Source organism: Pseudomonas sp. NPDC089741 (assembly GCF_044748825.1).
Taxonomy (GTDB): Bacteria; Pseudomonadota; Gammaproteobacteria; order Pseudomonadales; family Pseudomonadaceae; genus Aquipseudomonas; species Aquipseudomonas helmanticensis.
In genome coordinates this window covers 229136-242264 of sequence record NZ_JBIVGT010000005.1, presented here as the reverse complement: position 1 = coordinate 242264, position 13129 = coordinate 229136, and the positions used below count along the sequence as shown (strand labels likewise).

Genomic DNA, 13129 nt, shown 5'->3' with positions numbered 1-13129 from the left:
ATCTTTTGATCCCCCCACCAACCCACCCAACGAGCCGCCTGCAATTACGCAACATCCAACCGCTGGCAAACGTCGACTCACTGCGCACCTGATCCAGAACGGTTTACCCGGCAGCGGTAACCCGCGCAGCCTGCGCAGGGTGGCGCGACGTCACCAGGCCGATAAAGGCAATCGCCAGCGCCAGGCCAAGAGTGGTGGTGACCTCGGTGCGATGCTGCGGGGTGATCATCATCACCGCCAGTGCGGCGCAGATGAACACGATCACCGCCCAGGTCAGCCAGGGAAACAGCCACATGCGAAAGGTCAGCTCGACGTTGCGCTGCCGCAACACCCGGCGCATGCGCAACTGCGATACCGCAATCGCCAGATACACCAGCAGGGCAATCGCGCCAGAGCTGGCCAGCAGGAACTCGAACAGCCCGGCGGGCATGATGTAGCTCCACACGGTAATCGCCGCGCCGAGCACGGTGCTGGCGATGACGGCTGCGCGTGGCACGCCTTCCGAGGACGTCACCTTCAACACTTTCGGCGCATCGCCTCGACGGCCCAGCGAGTAGAGCATGCGCGAGGCAATGTAGATCGAGGAGTTCATGCAACTGGCCACGGCAATCAGCACGACCACGTCGACCATGAATTTGGCATGCGGGATGTTCATGATTTCCAGGGCGCGCTGATAAGAACCGACCGACGCGAGCAACGGGTCATTCCACGGCACCACCGAAATGACCACGAAAATCGACAGCAGGTAAAACACGCCGATGCGCCAGATCACCGAGCGCGTTGCCTTGGCAATGTTGCGCGCCGGGTCATTCGATTCGGCGGCGGCGATGGTCACCGCTTCAGTACCGATAAAACTGAACATGATGGTGATGAATGCGCCGACCACTGCCGACAATCCATTCGGTGCAAATCCGCCGTGCTCCGCCATCAAACCGCTCAACCCGCTGACTTCGCGGTCGGGCAGCCATCCCATCAACACGGCAAAACCCACGCCGATAAAACCGATGATCGCCACGACCTTTGCCATCGCGAACCAGAATTCGAACTCGCCATATTTCGACACGCTGAACAGGTTGGTCACCACCAGCGCAATGATCGACAACAAAGCGAACAGCCACGCATCGATCTGTGGAAACCATTGGTGCAACACATGGCCGGCGGCGAGTGCTTCGATAGGAATCACCAGCACCCAGAACCACCAGTACAGCCAGCCGATGGTAAACCCGGCCCAGCGCCCGATTGCCTGATCGGCATAGGTGGAAAACGAACCGGTGTCGGGATTGGCCACCGCCATCTCACCGAGCATGCGCATGACCAGCACAACGAGCAAACCGGAGAAAAGATAAGCCAGAAGAACCGCTGGGCCGGCCGCCGCAATGGCATGCCCCGAGCCTACGAACAAACCGGCGCCGATGATCCCGGCGATTGACAGCATTGTTACGTGACGAGGCTTGAAGCCCTGCGCCAATTGGCCACTCGAATCCTTGGAGTTCGGGCTAATCATTGGTTTTATTATTCTCTGCTGATCGACATTCAAGCGGGTTGAAAGGGGCCGCCGAGCATCGTTGATGCTTGCTCAACTTCCACGAGGAAGCCCCTTTCAACCGCCGCAGTTCTTATTAAACCCATCATCGCGATGTGATTATTTTGCTGAAAAGACGCTTCACCTTACCCGGCCTGTCCGCTGATTCAGTAGCCTGATCGCGCCATCTCCGTGTCTGATATCGACACGTAACAAGCGTGTGTTTTCGCTGAAAACCACCCGGTCACTGCGGGGCAAGGGCAATGCCCAAGTTCGTCAAACGCCAACCCCGACCTCCCTGAAACAAACACATCCCCCTGTAGGCGTGAGCCTGCTCGCGAAAACGCCAGCCCAATCACCACAAAATCCAACCCCCATCACAACCTCGCGCACCGCCCACAACGGCGCCGCCACCAACGCTCCAGGCACTGCTGCGAAACACCCCCGACCTCGTTATCGAATGAACGCTCGCAAATCACTGGTCAGCTTATCGATCGCCGCCTTGAAGTCATTCGCCGTGATGGTCTGGTTGGCATTTTTCAACTGGGTGCCGAACACTTTGCGCACGACTTTAGCCACCGTCTGTTGGTTGCTGGCGTCGATGAATTCGGCCTCGATGAACAACTCCGTGTCCTGATCGCGATGCCCCGATATGGCTTGAACACCGCCCACCACTGCGGCGACCGGAATCACCTCATACCACTTCATGCCTTCGTTCTCGGCGTTCACTCCGGTAATCGCTGCCCTCAGGATCAAGGTCTTCGAGCCGGCGGCTGATGCAGGGTTGGTCACCACCCGATACTTCTGCCCGAGTACGCCCTTAGCCTGATTGGTCATGTAGTTCTGCAACTCATCCAGCGTCTTGCGGTTTACCCGCTCGTTCGGCTGCGGTGCCGGATACAGTTCCAGTTTGTTGAAGACCACTGTGGTGTAGGCATTCGGGTTCCACGACGGAATCACCCAGCGCATGGCTTTCTCGCCGCTGGTGGTGGTCACTTCCTGCAGATTGTTGTAGTTGGGCAGAAAGCCTGAATACTGCTGGCGCTCAGTGACTTTCGAAGTGCAACCGCCGAACAAGAGGCTGGTCAGTGCTACGCCGATGAACAGTTTTCGTGACGGGGTCATGGTGTTTGCTCCGAAGGGTGATGGGTCATGTTTTTAAGGGCGGGGCGTCAGAAACGCCAAGTCATGTTGCCGGTCACGGCTTGAATCCAGGCGTTGTCGAACTGACCGGAAGTTCGCGTGCCCGAAGTGGTTTTGGTCTGATCCACCGGCATATCGCCAAGCCAGACAAGTGCCCAGCTGACGTTGATATCAGTGTCCTTGTTGAGCGCATAAGTGGCACCGGTAGCAATGCGCCAGGATTCGCCCATGGGCACGCTGAACGTGCGGTTACCGTCCGAGACAGCACTGCTGTCGTAGGCTACGCCGACATTCCACAGCAGTTGTCGCGTGGCTTGGTACTGAGCGCCGAGCGCCAGTTGCCAAGTGTCTTTGTAATGGCCGTCGATGGTGGTCGATTGCGCGCCGACGGCGCTGGTGTCGACCTGCACCGCGACGTCACCGAACTCGGACCAGTCCTGCCAATTGACCGAAGCGAGGAGCGCCCACTGCGGATCGAGTTGCTGGAAAAGGCTGAGCGTCACGGTTTGCGGCACAGTCATGTCGAGGCGTGTGTCGGTGCCATCCAGTCTCGTCAGCAGTGGTCCGTTGCCCTTGACGTCCAGTCCGTCCTCGAATTCCAGATCGACCTTGCTGGTGTAGGCCAGACCGATGCGCGTACCGGATTGCGGGGCATAGATCACGCCCACATTTGCACCGAAGCCCCAGTCGTTATCCTTGTATTTGAACTGCCCGTCGGCACGGTCGGTCAGGCCGAAAGGCGAGCGGTCGATGGCGGTTTGCGCCTGAAGCATGCCGTACATGGCCTTCACGCCGACGCCTAGCGACCATTGTTCGTTGAAGCGATAAGCCACGCTGGGCACGAACGACAAACCGGCGAGGCTGGCGTTCTGCGCGAAGTAGCGCCCGGACCAATCGTTGTCGTAATTGGCTGCCAGCCCGAAGTCTGCGTAGTTGCCGAAACCTACACTCCAGTGTTCATCCAGTTCATGGCTTATGAAAAAGCTACCGCCCGGAATCGGGTCCAGGGCATTGCCACTGTTGCTGCCTGTGCCGTTGGTGTTGCCGTCGCGATTGAACGACAGGTTGCCGTAGAGCACCTGTAAACCGCCGGTTATTTGCGTGCCGGGCAGGTAACTCATGCCCGCCGGATTGCTGGCAATGGTCGACGGGCCTTGAGCCCGGGCGGCAGCGCCGGCGTTTGCCAGACCGGTGTTATCGGTACCGATTTCGTAGAGCATGATGCCGCCGGCGTAAGCCTGCTGACAGCACAGTGCGAGCAGGGTCAGAGTGGGCAAGGTGGTGGTTTTTATCTGCATGGAAGACCTCGGCAAATGTCCGCTGGGAACATGGGCGACCGGCCTCGGTCACCCATGTTTCGCCTGAAGTGCTACTTGCCCATGGCCGCCCGGGCAGCCTCGATCTTGGCTTTTACCGCTTCGAGGTTGAAGCTTGCGCCTTTTTGCATAGGCGGATATTCAACAGCGGTCATTGCCAGTTTGCTGACCTGATCCTGCACGAATACGAAGCGCCAGAACTGATATTTGAACCACTCGAAATAGGACAGCGAGCCATTGGCTGTGAGGTTTTCGGACCAGCCCATGCGTTCAAAGGGATCGAGCCGCAAATTGGTCAGCACCGGCATGTCTGGTTGTTCCTTGGCGCCGAGCCAGCCACCTGGCTGATTGATAAAACGGTATTTGAAGTCATCGATGCGGATCGCACCGAGAGTACTTTCACCGAAGTAGAAGATTTCGTGGCGATTCGATGGACCATTCCCGGTGATCATCGGCGTCTGGTCATAGCCGTCCAGGTGCACCTTGTAGGTGGTGTCACCGAGCTGTTTGCCCTTGAGCAGCTCTTGCGTAATGTTCGGGTTACCGGCCGCCGCAACGAAGGTCGGGAACCAGTCCATACCGGACATGATACCGTTGCCAACCGTGTTGGCCGGCACTTTGCCGGGCCAGCGAACGATCGCCGGAACCCGGAAACCACCTTCCATGACTGTGCCTTTGCCCATGGCAAACGGAGTTGTGCCGCCATCCGGCCAAGTGAAGTTTTCCGCGCCGTTGTCGGTGGTGAACACCACGATGGTGTTGTCATCCATGCCTTCTTTTTTCAGCTTGGCGAGCACGTCACCGACGATATCGTCGAGCTGCGCCATGCCGGCTTCCTGTTCCGACCAGCCATTTTCCGAGTTGCGCAGTTTTTCATACTTGTCGGAAAGGTGAGTGACGATGTGCATCCGCGTCGGATTGAGCCAGAGAAAGAACGGTTTGTTGTCTTGTCTGGCTTTATCGACAAAGGCAAAAGCCTTGTCACGAATCTCGTCGTCAACGGTTTTCATCCGTTCCGGATAGAGCGTGCCGGCGTCTTCGATCTTCTGTTTGCCGACCTTGCCCCAGCGCGGCATTTCGGTGGTGTCATCGGTGTTGGTGGCCCAACTGTGAACCATGTTGCGCGGACCGAATTTTTCCAGTTGATCCTGCGGATAGTTGGGGTGTGCAGGGTCTTCCATTGCATCGAGGTGATAGAGGTATCCGAAGAACTCGTCGAAGCCATGCACGGTGGGCAGGAATTGATTGAGGTCGCCGAGGTGGTTCTTGCCGAACTGTCCGGTCGCATAGCCCATGGCTTTGAGTGTGGTGGCGATGGTCACCGCTTCGGCGGGAATACCAATCGGCGAGCCGGCCTGACCTACCGTGGTCATGCCGGTGCGAATCGGCAGTTCACCGGTAATGAAGTTCGCGCGCCCGGCGGTGCAACTGGCTTCGGCGTAATAGTCGGTAAAACGCATGCCCTCTGCGGCTAACTGATCGAGATTAGGTGTGCGCCCGGCCATCATGCCCTGGTTATAGACGCCAATATTCGACCAGCCGATGTCATCGCCCATGATGACAACAATGTTCGGCGGGGGCTTGTCGGCGGCCATTGTCAGCTCGGGTATGACCATTGCAGTCAACAACAATGAAACAGAGAACAACCGGGATAAATATGTCGGCTTCATGAGGCGCTCCTGTGTACTTGCGTAAGTACCGAAGACAGGCCCCCCGACCGTCTTGCAACTGGTTATCCCCCGCAGGAGCGTAGGTTCGATCCCTGAAATAGCCAGTATTCTTTTTTCGACGCCAATCAGCGTCTTATGGAAACGGTGACTTTATTTGGCGAATCAGATGAAGAATGTCATGTAAATGACCTTGGTCCCGTTTCCAGCACCCACCACAACCCAACACCTTATTCGGCCAACAGGTAGGAGCTGCCGAAGGCTGCGATCTTTTGATCTCCCCCCGCCAGATCCTTCTACCTCTGGAAGACAGCCAAAATGAAAACCTCGCCTAACAGCGTTCTCAACAACAAATACCAGAGCTGTTTAATAGAAGCCTCCGGTAACTACCCAAGCCCTACAACGCCTTGCGCCGTTGCCTACGACTAAGCCAGAATCCGCCGGCTTGTGCGTCTAGGGCGCGGGTTCTATCGTCTGTCGGTCACTGAAAAGCAGTGATCGGGTTTGGTAGCCCGTCATAACTAGTCGCATCGCGCACCGTTCGCAGACCGCTTCAGGTCTCTGCTCAATGGTGGCCATGCGCAGGACACCTTCGGGTGTGCCGGGTCCTAGTTACCGGTCTACCAACCCGCGTATGGCCGCCACCTTCGTTTGGTAGCGAAAGTGAAGGCTCCTTTTTATTAACTAGGAGTTTCACCATGATCAAACCAACACCCAACCCGCCAGAAACCGACCCCACATCCCCCTACGAGTCCCCCGACTCCAAGCGATTCCACGAAGCCGCCGAACGCGCCCTCAACCACTATCTCGGCCCCGCGCAAATCATGGCCAGCACCCACCAGCCCGAACGCATGTACCTCGCCAACCCGAAGTACGACAACGAATCCCTGCTCGCCAACGCCAGCGAAACCCTCGGCTCCGCCAGCGAAATGTTGATCAACTTCGCCGCCATGCTCGACACCTCCCACCGCAAAACCGCGCTCGGCATCGCCCAAGTCGTGATGCTCGGCGAAATCGCCGTCAACCAAGCGCTGGATAACGTCGAAATCGCCAATTAACCGCCCCCACCGACGAGGGGAAACCCTCGTCGCAACACGCGGTCTCAACAGCGCTGGCACAGGGCCACGGCTTGTGCCTCACAGCCTCGGCTGTCACCCTTCGCGCCGTTCTTCAGGGATCAGAACAAGGAATCACGGATGAGTGGCTACGTACCCAACCCGCCGAAAAATTTTCGTTACGAAGAAGCCAAACCCGTCGATATTCATGCCCAGCGTTGGGCTGAGTATGAGAAACATGGGAAAGAGCCTGCGCCTGAGCCTGAAAAAATCGGCATCGCGTTGAGGATTGGGGTTTTCTTTGATGGGACTGGGAATAATGCGAATAACACGGCGGCTGGATTGCTGTGTGGGGCGCAGCATCCGATTGCGCCGCAGGATATTCCGGCTAGTTGCCAGCCGTATATGAGCGATCCCGACAGTAGTTACGGCAACGATGTCAGCAACGTGAAAAAGCTGAGCGAACTGTATGAGGCACCGCGACTGGCTGAGGGGGCGGGGCCTCGAAAGAAAGCTTTCGGTATGGTCTACGTCGAAGGCATAGGCACCCGGTCAGGTGAAGAAGACAGTAAATTTGGCGCCGGTACAGGACGTGGCGAAACCGGTGTTGCCGGGCGTGTCCAATCTTCTTTCGCGTTGATCGAACAGCGTATCACTGAGGTATTGAATAAAAATCCCGATAGTGAAATTGCGTCGTTGACCTTCGACACGTTTGGCTTCAGTCGCGGTGCGGCAGCCGCCAGACATTTCGCCAATGAGATCGTGCGTGGCAAACAAGGCCCTCTGGGCGAGATTCTTCGCAGCAAATCAGATGTCCTCAGTCCTACCTTTGTTGATCAATACAACCGCGACATCAATATGGGCTTCATTGGTTTATTCGACACTGTACCGTCGATTGCTGGATGGTCCAATTTAGGCAACATCAAAAGTGCAGTCGCAACAGGGATCAAACTCTACCTCGATCGACGTTATTTCACCGACGTTGTGCAGTTGGCTGCGCGGGATGAGTGCAGGGCTAACTTCGCTCTTAATCGAGTAGCGATGGATCATCCGGAAATTGTCTTGCCAGGTGTGCATTCCGATGTTGGGGGCGGTTATCTTGAGGACGCCGAAGAATGTGTGCTCATTAGCCCAATGCAAACTCTAGACATCGGCAAGTACGCGGATGTCACCACCACATCGGTCTACCAGGATGCGGTCAATGTCAGAAACCAGTGGTTAGCCAACGGCTGGCCTTCCGAAATGCTGGAAGTCGTTACTCCACCTCCTTTACTGATGCCGATCAGCCCTCAGGATCGACTGAGTCCTCGAGTCAAACGAGTCTATGCCGCCGTTCAACTCAAGCGTCCGGTGAGTGGATTACTGTCGAGAGTGAGCCTGCGCGTGATGCATCAACTCGCCAAAGCCAAAGGCGTGCGCTTAGAAGACATCCCCGAGACACCAGACTTCGCAGTTCCTGAAGAACTTCAGCCCATGTGTGATCGTTTTGTCTCCGGCGACTACAGCACCACGCCAGAGGAGGAACAAATCCTCAAACTCAAGTACATTCACACGTCCGCCAATTGGAACCATCCGCTTGGCAGGAGAGATGGAAGTGGCATCAGAGCTGTTTATATCAATGCCCCCACGGAAGATGCAATCCGCGTAAAACACCCACACGTACCCGACTGGACGCTTTGGTAATGAAGTTATTTACAGCACTGCTGTGCGCGCTCTTTGTGGCTGGCTGTAATGCCGACCCGCTGTCAGCAAAAAATGACCCTAAGTCCCCATGGTGGGAACTCGGTTTTACCGAACCCAACTACATGAAAGTTTGGGTTGAAGACACTGCTGTGGAAGACATTAAGGGCAAGACGTTTCTGCGCACGGGTGGAGGTTCTGCGTCGGGCGGGTACCCAGAAGATGGTACTGAGTCGGCCCGAGGCTGGGACGGAGTGGGCGCGTCCGCAAAAGCGGTGGTTGGCGCTGGTCTTCCAAAACGAATTTTCGTTCGCTGGCAGTCCATCGTAGAGCCTCAGACCTATCGCGCATGGGTGGACATACCCGAAGAAGCCAGACAATTGATGCTGACCTCGGTCAACCAGCGCTGCGCGAAAACACCAGAGCAGCGGAGCACCTATATTTCATCGATCTATTTGGGGTTGGCGCCTGGAGGGGTTGTGCAGGTTTGGGTCAGAGACGAGTGCCACCATCCGGTCAAAGTCGCGAGAGCACAGGCGGAGATTGAGCCGCTAGGGCCTAGTCAAGGCAAGAACCAAGGGCGCTACGCGTATCCTGTCAGCGAAAAGTCCAAGCGGTATATCGAGAATTTTGGCATCCCTTACGGGAGTTGGTAACCCGTCTGCCAATGAAGCAAATCATATTAACGTTGAGTGGTTTACTGGTAGCTGCCGCCAATGGCCAATTAGCTCACCAATGCCTAATTTCAATTTGATGCAGCCTGTTGACCGCCACTTGAGCTGCGTCCAGTGCGCCTTCCATGTAGCCATTGTGCTCCAATGAGGCCTCAGTGCCTGATACCAGAAGTACATCCGACCAGACATCTTGGGTAGTAATAACGGTGCGCCCGGTGTGATGCACTTGGGTTGCCAAACGATCCCCGTCTGCGGCAGTGAAATCATCCCATGCCCAGTCTTTGATGTAGTGCGCCAGAGGAGTGGTTGCGGCGGTGCCGAACAGCCGCCCCATTTGCTGATTGCAGGCTGCAAGCAGCGCGCCTTGATCCATCGTCTTTCTGACGGATGCAGGTAAGCCAATAAACCCGAACAATGCGGCGCTGCCTGCTGGGTCGCAGGCGTCATGGATTTCCACCATTGGCCCGATATGGCTTTGAGCCGATCCTGATAAACCAGCCGCCCTCCAGAACGGCGCTGAGTACAACGCGACATATTTGGCGTGCGCCGCCATCCAGGTCGGGGTCTCAGCCCACTGTGCCATCCGCGAAGCAGCAGTTGGCGGTTCGAATTCGATGCTCTGAGCCATCAGTCGCAACGGCATTGCACTGATGACATGGGTGAACTCCATGTTTTCCAAAGATGACGATCCATCGGATGCCATTAAAAAGACTCTGGAGTTGCGTAGCGTCACCTTGGTAATCCGGCAGTTCAGGAGAATGCGCTCAGCGGGCACTTTAGTGGCAAGCGCGTCTATTAATTGCTGCACGCCGCTATGGATGCGCATTGAGGTGTTTCCTGATTCCCAGCCAACCATGCGCCTCGGTGGCTGCAGGGATGAGCGCTCCATTAGCGTTGCGCCCTCTGTATGTTGCGCGAAGGTGGCAATCTCAAGCTCTTCTACCAGCGCAGCCATGCGCGGCTGGAAGTCGGGCCACATCCATGCGGGACCCAAGTCATGCCTTGACCCCGGGCCAGGCGTCGATAAAATTCGGCCACCGAGCCGGTCACGAGCCTCAAACAGTTGGTACTCCACGTTCATTTGCGACAACAGGTACGCCGTATAAAGGCCGCTGAGACCGCCGCCTATGATTGCTACCTTGACCGTGTTCATGGTGTTCCTCGAAACGAAAACCCGCAGGCCAATTGCTTGATCCTGCGGGCAGGCTTGTCAGCAGTTGATCACTTGTCGTCGAGTGCTGCGTAGGCGTCCAGCACCCGTGCCGAATAGGTGACGGCCGCTCCAGCATTGAGGGCGATAGCAACGCCCAGCGCCTCGGCGATCTCTTCGCGCGTAGCACCGTGTTTTGCCGCCGCCTTGGTATGCACCGCGATGCAGCCATCACAGCGGGTAGTGACGGCGACCGCCAAGGCGATCAGTTCGTGAGTCTTGGCATCGAGATGACCGGTTTTTGCCCCGGCACCGTCCAGCACTTGTAGGCCCCGAACCGTATCCGGCGAAAGTTTGGCAAGATCGCCAACGCGGCTCAGGAGTGTTTCCCGATAATCATTCCAATCCATCATCATGGCTCGCTCCTTTAGATTCGGCCGGCAGTCACACCGCCATCGACTGGCAACAAGGTGCCGGTGATCCACGAAGCCTGTTCTGAAGCGAGAAACAACATCGCCTCGGCCACATCCGCTGGCTGGCCGTTACGCCCCAAAGGGTGGAAGGCATTAAAAGTCGGTAGCACGGCTGCAACCTGATCTTTGTCCATGAAGGTGTTGTAGACCGGTGTCTCCACCACGGCGGGGGCAACGGTGTTGATGCGGATGTTGCTCGCCGCCAACTCGATGGCCAGATTACGCGTCAGCGCGTGAACGCCAGCGTTCGCCGCTGAGTAAGCAGCCGACGGCGTGGCACCGATGGCTTGAATGGCCCACAGCGAGCCAGTCTGTACGATGGCTCCGCCGCCGCGTTGTTGCATGGCCTTCGCCGCCGCCTGGGCCATGAAAAATTTGCCCTTGAGGATGATGTCGACGAAGCCGTCGTATTCCTGCTCGCCCACTTCCAGGAAGGGTTTTGGATTAAAAATGCCGGCATTGTTGATCAGGATATCGACGCCACCGAACTCGGCAGTTGCCAACGCGACGAGTGCCTGGGCAGTGGCAGGCTGGGAAATATCGGCGGCGAGTGTGCGCACATTAGTGCCGGTCGGGTCGATCTGAGCGGCGGCTTTTTCGAGTTTCGCAGCATCACGCCCGGTAATCACTACGCTGGCGCCTTCGGCAACCAACCGCGCTGCGACCTCTTTACCGATACCTGAACCGCCGCCGGTAACGATAGCTACTTTGGAAGAAAATCTTTTCATCGTTGTGTTCCTTTTGCTAAAGAGAGGGAGTCGCCGGAATGAACGGGTCGACTTGGTCACCGGGCCTTTTGGCTGTAATGCTTCGGCATGGCTGCTATTCTTCGCCCAGTACGCAATGGCGACAAATCAGAAGATTTTTCCAATCATTAAAGAAATTCTTTTCCATATGACTACGCCAACCTATCTCAATGCACTGCGAGCTTTTGAAGCCGCCGCTCGTCACCAGAGTTTTTCAGCCGCGGCGACGGAGTTGCATGTCACCTCGGCAGCGGTAGGGCAGCAGGTGCGCACCCTTGAAGCCTGGCTTGGCGTGACGTTGTTCCATCGCGCATCGAGCGGCTCTACGCGTCTGGTTCCGACCGATGTGGCGAGGGAGGCGCTGCCAGATATACGCGAGGGTTTTGATCGCTTGCGCGCAGGGTTGGAGCGTTTGAAAGAGGGATCGCTTAACACTGGCCTGACCGTAACCGTCAGTCCGGCGTTTGCGGCGAAGTGGCTGCTACCCCGTATCGAGCGTTTCCAGCTGGCTCATCCGCAAACCGATGTCCTGCTGGATACCAACCTGCGCCCGGTGGACTTCGTCGTCCAGGGTGTGGATGTTGGCGTTCGCTATGGCGCCGGACAGTGGCCCGGATTGACGGCCTCCAAGTTGATGGATGAAGAAATGTACCCGGTGTGCGCGCCGGGTTATTCGTTGCTCAAGAAAGGACGGTTGCCGAAGGGGAAGCTTGCCGAAGCGACATTGATCCATGATCTGTCGATGGCGGCTGACCCTGCCTATCCCACTTGGCGTACCTGGCTCGATGCCGCAGGCTACGTGGATATCAATGCCGATCACGGCCTGCGCATCAATAATTCGGCGGCCGTCTTGCAAGCAGCGATTGACAGACAGGGATTGGCGCTGGGGCGCAGTGTGATGGTGCGCGAGGATTTGGCGGCGGGGCGGCTGATCCGCCCCTTCGGTGAAACCACTTGTCCGCTCGCATTTGCCTATTACGTGGTTCACCGTCCAGAAGTGGCGGAGTTGGCGAAGATCAAGGCGTTCCGCGACTGGTTGATCAGCGAAGCCGACGCTTGAGCAGGATCAAGGCGCAGTGCATCGCTTGATCCACAAACGTGTGCCGGCTTGCCCGGCTTGCGCTTGCAGGGGCATGCCTCTGGGCAGGCGAAGCCAGGTCATTCGCTCAAGCAGATCCTTGCCTTCAACGATGGATCCGGCCAGTACCAGAACTTCCATCCCGTAAGGGTTGGCTAAAGACAGCAATGCGCCAGCCTCCAATCGCTCAAGCTTGACTTGCTCGCTAGTGCTACAGAACAGCAACTGTGCAGATGACGTGTCATCTTCGCGCTCAGACTGCACAACGCATTCCTGGGTATCTTGCGGATCGAACTGTTGCAGCCTCACAAATATCACGCAGCCCTGGTCGGAGCGTGGGGTGTGCCGGCTACCTGGAGGGTTGCGAACGTAAGTACCGGCAGGGTAATCGCCTCTCTCGTCCTGGAACGTGCCCTCAAGAACGAAGAACTCTTCGCCACCGGGGTGGCTATGTACAGGGAACACGCTTCCAGCTGCGTACTTTACTAGCGAGGTTGCTCGGGCCTTTTCTCCTCCGACACGATAGAGCATGCGTCGCTCGACGCCGGAGGAGGGAGAGGGCACCCACGGCAGGAGTGCCCCATGCACCAGCGTGCGATGATCGAGATCAGTGTTCAATTGCATG

The 13129-nt window shown here is 57.1% G+C and carries 12 protein-coding genes; 4 read left to right on the top strand and 8 right to left on the bottom strand.

Annotated elements, in window-relative coordinates; translation table 11 throughout:
* Positions 1–103: 103 nt before the first annotated feature.
* The 4 genes from gabP to ACIPZE_RS08205 form a co-directional block, all read right to left on the bottom strand.
* Entirely contained in the window at positions 104–1504 is a 1401-nt protein-coding gene (gene gabP / locus ACIPZE_RS08220; protein WP_400772336.1) for a GABA permease, read from the bottom strand.
* A 471-nt stretch (positions 1505–1975) separates the two neighbouring features.
* On the bottom strand, positions 1976–2647 hold the full coding sequence (locus ACIPZE_RS08215) for a DUF3313 domain-containing protein (RefSeq protein WP_400772334.1): 672 nt from the start codon (positions 2645–2647) through the stop codon (positions 1976–1978).
* Positions 2648–2694: 47 nt separating this feature from the next.
* Complete coding sequence (locus ACIPZE_RS08210) at positions 2695–3963, bottom strand: OmpP1/FadL family transporter (RefSeq protein WP_400772332.1); 1269 nt, start codon at positions 3961–3963, stop codon at positions 2695–2697.
* Positions 3964–4034: 71 nt separating this feature from the next.
* Positions 4035–5651, bottom strand: coding sequence for an arylsulfatase (locus tag ACIPZE_RS08205; RefSeq protein ID WP_400772330.1), 1617 nt, complete (start codon positions 5649–5651; stop codon positions 4035–4037).
* Between the two features lie 695 nt (positions 5652–6346).
* On the opposite strand from ACIPZE_RS08205, the gene ACIPZE_RS08200 reads away from it, so the two are divergent.
* The 3 genes from ACIPZE_RS08200 (at position 6347) to ACIPZE_RS08190 (ending at position 9039) form a co-directional block, all read left to right on the top strand.
* Positions 6347–6706: a DUF6124 family protein gene (locus ACIPZE_RS08200; protein WP_129392470.1), complete on the top strand. Its 360-nt coding sequence runs from the start codon at positions 6347–6349 to the stop codon at positions 6704–6706.
* A gap of 138 nt (positions 6707–6844) precedes the next feature.
* A complete protein-coding gene (locus ACIPZE_RS08195; protein ID WP_400772327.1) occupies positions 6845–8386 on the top strand; it encodes a phospholipase effector Tle1 domain-containing protein in 1542 nt (513 codons plus the stop codon).
* Complete coding sequence (locus ACIPZE_RS08190) at positions 8386–9039, top strand: DUF2931 family protein (RefSeq protein ID WP_400772325.1); 654 nt, start codon at positions 8386–8388, stop codon at positions 9037–9039. The genes ACIPZE_RS08195 and ACIPZE_RS08190 overlap by 1 nt, the downstream gene beginning before the upstream one ends.
* A 73-nt stretch (positions 9040–9112) precedes the next feature.
* On the opposite strand, the gene ACIPZE_RS08185 is transcribed toward ACIPZE_RS08190, so the two are convergent.
* The 3 genes from ACIPZE_RS08185 to ACIPZE_RS08175 form a co-directional block, all read right to left on the bottom strand.
* Positions 9113–10210, bottom strand: coding sequence for a flavin monoamine oxidase family protein (locus ACIPZE_RS08185; protein WP_400772322.1), 1098 nt, complete (start codon positions 10208–10210; stop codon positions 9113–9115).
* A 68-nt stretch (positions 10211–10278) separates the two neighbouring features.
* Entirely contained in the window at positions 10279–10620 is a 342-nt protein-coding gene (locus tag ACIPZE_RS08180) for a carboxymuconolactone decarboxylase family protein (RefSeq protein ID WP_283438641.1), read from the bottom strand.
* A gap of 14 nt (positions 10621–10634) precedes the next feature.
* Positions 10635–11408 (bottom strand): SDR family NAD(P)-dependent oxidoreductase, encoded by a 774-nt coding sequence (locus tag ACIPZE_RS08175; RefSeq protein WP_283436871.1) that lies wholly within the window; start codon positions 11406–11408, stop codon positions 10635–10637.
* A gap of 166 nt (positions 11409–11574) precedes the next feature.
* Between ACIPZE_RS08175 and gcvA the strand changes: the two genes are divergently transcribed.
* Entirely contained in the window at positions 11575–12486 is a 912-nt protein-coding gene (gene gcvA, locus ACIPZE_RS08170) for a transcriptional regulator GcvA (RefSeq protein WP_283438640.1), read from the top strand.
* Between the two features lie 6 nt (positions 12487–12492).
* Here gcvA and ACIPZE_RS08165 read toward each other — a convergent pair whose 3' ends face one another.
* On the bottom strand, positions 12493–13128 hold the full coding sequence (locus ACIPZE_RS08165) for a cupin domain-containing protein (RefSeq protein WP_283436870.1): 636 nt from the start codon (positions 13126–13128) through the stop codon (positions 12493–12495).
* Position 13129 lies beyond the last annotated feature (1 nt).